Annotated in this window: 2 protein-coding genes; both read right to left on the minus strand. The window is 41.0% G+C overall.

Annotated features, from left to right (window positions below; genetic code table 11):
• Positions 1-251 precede the first annotated feature (251 nt).
• The gene (locus tag C1T29_RS11805; RefSeq protein ID WP_095431611.1) at positions 252-746 is read right to left on the minus strand and encodes a hypothetical protein; all 495 of its coding nucleotides are present in this window, start codon (positions 744-746) and stop codon (positions 252-254) included.
• An 85-nt stretch (positions 747-831) separates the two neighbouring features.
• Positions 832-1743, minus strand: a complete 912-nt coding sequence (locus C1T29_RS11810; protein WP_069149695.1) for a VanW family protein — start codon at positions 1741-1743, stop codon at positions 832-834.
• Between the last annotated feature and the right edge of the window lie 265 nt (positions 1744-2008).

Below are 2008 nucleotides of genomic sequence, written 5' to 3' on the forward strand. Positions count from 1 at the left end.
TCGGTTGTATGCTCTCTGCTTTTATCTGCATTTTTGCCAGTTGCGCTTTAATAGCAGCGTTATCTGCAAACACTGGCTTTCCAACTGTCATTTTCTTTTTTTCTCTTGCAATGTACTGGCTTCATCATCAAAATCACATTATATTCGTATTCCTCTCCCTCTCCCCTTTCTCTGCGGTATGCTCAATGCTGGTTAATCTTATCTATCTAAGAGATATGACTTTTCATATCGATGACTGACAAGTTTTTTGCCTAATTAACGCCATCCTCAGTGAATTTAAAGGTCTGTTTTAAATTTCTCCCTTCTTGTCCCTTTTGCGTCCAAATAATGACAACCTCTAATTCGGAGGCCTTATCTGCCAGCATAAAATGATTGAACTTCAGCGGTGAGCCATCGTTTAAACTTTTAGCTAACATTTTTTGATCTTCTGGTTTGTCACAGTTTTCATCAGGGCATCCAAAAAGCGAAAACCTTGTGATTGAATCAGGATCATTTCTATACAATTGCACATCTACAGCAGCTGCTTTTTCTCCTACATTTTTGACTTCCAAGGAATATACTTGATATTCTCCTTTTTGAGATTCCGCAAATTCCTTTGCATTTTTTGCTTCACTTACTTTTACTGACCACTGGTCTGTTTTTTGTGTAATAGGCAACACCGTAAAAGTCAGAGCGTGCGCTTTTGATTGACAAAAAACAAATCCAACTACTATTACCGCACATACGGAAAAGAATACCCTTTTCATTTCATTTGTCCCTCCTTTCTTTTCACTGGCGATCCCTTAAAAAATTGAGCTCTCTTAAGCCATATCCTTAGCTACGGTTGTGTATTTACTGCTCAGCATTTATTTCTTTCGGTATCCGAGATGGAGCTTTTGGGATTTTTCTCAACTTGTTGTTGATCACATCAGAAGAGTATAGCGTAACAATCATACTTCCCCCATACCTTTTTGCCCGAATTAAGATTGGCTGGTTATATTGGTTTTGAAAACGAAAATCAGGGCCTCCCCAACTGACCGTAGCATCCCGTCCGGGTGGAACGTATGGCACGCTTCTAGTATGAGAATAGCGCTGAACGACCTGCAGCCCTGCCTGGTCGACTGCATTGAAAAGTGTTGAGGACACCTGGCAAATTCCGCCTCCTACACCTTCAGACAACTCCCCTTTTACAATAATGGGCGCACTTTTATACCCTTTGTTCCGAGTTCTCATGCCTACAACTTGGTTAAACGAAAACGTCTCATTAGGGAAAACAACGTGATTGTCAATGGCTTTTGCAGAAAGAGAAATATTGTGTGAGCGGCTTTTATTGCTTGAATTAAAATAAGTCACGTACTGACCAAGCCGCTGCGTACTGATGTGAGAAAGCAGCTCGCTGTCAACCTTCGGATAAATGTTCATTTCCGGCACTTCTACCTTGGAGGGGCCTTGGCCATAAAAATACGCATAAAACTTTTCCTTAAAAGCCTGTTGATACAGTTTGTAGCCAACCCTGCCCGGGACGATGCTTCCATGATCGTTAAGGACAGCGTTTATCGGCTCCCGGTACACTTTCTGATCAAGCTGTTTGATAAATTTACTGTATTTTTCATCGTCGACCATTGGAGTGCCGGGAAGAGGCATTGTAAAGTCTTCACGGTGAACAGTGGCAATTGTTCGTCCTTGCTGTGTAACCGTTAAGCTGTCATCCGGCCCACTCGGCTGAGCCAATAAAAAAAGACCAGTGATCAAAATTTGTATCATACGTTGCTTTACCTCCCGATCATTAGTATGAACAGCAGCTTCTCCTTTGATGTATTTCTTCCCATCGTTTGTTTGAATCTTTAGATGTTCATAAAAGAGCTATCACTTTAATTGTTCACACCGATCCCTAGAGCCCACTGAAGTATACGGTTCATTCAGTCGCCAAGTCTAAAATAGCAGAGCATCTCAATGATGTGGGATGCTTTTTTGTTTTGCTCAAAAATGAAAAAGAATTTCCCTTAACAACAACAAATTAAAGTGATAG

It is taken from the genome of Bacillus sp. MBGLi79 (assembly GCF_002953915.1).

Coding starts and splice junctions, on each gene's coding strand:
- C1T29_RS11805 (WP_095431611.1), bottom strand. CDS start 746: ATGAAAAGGGTATTCTTTTCCGTATGTGCGGTAATAGTAGTTGGATTT.
- C1T29_RS11810 (WP_069149695.1), bottom strand. CDS start 1,743: ATGATACAAATTTTGATCACTGGTCTTTTTTTATTGGCTCAGCCGAGT.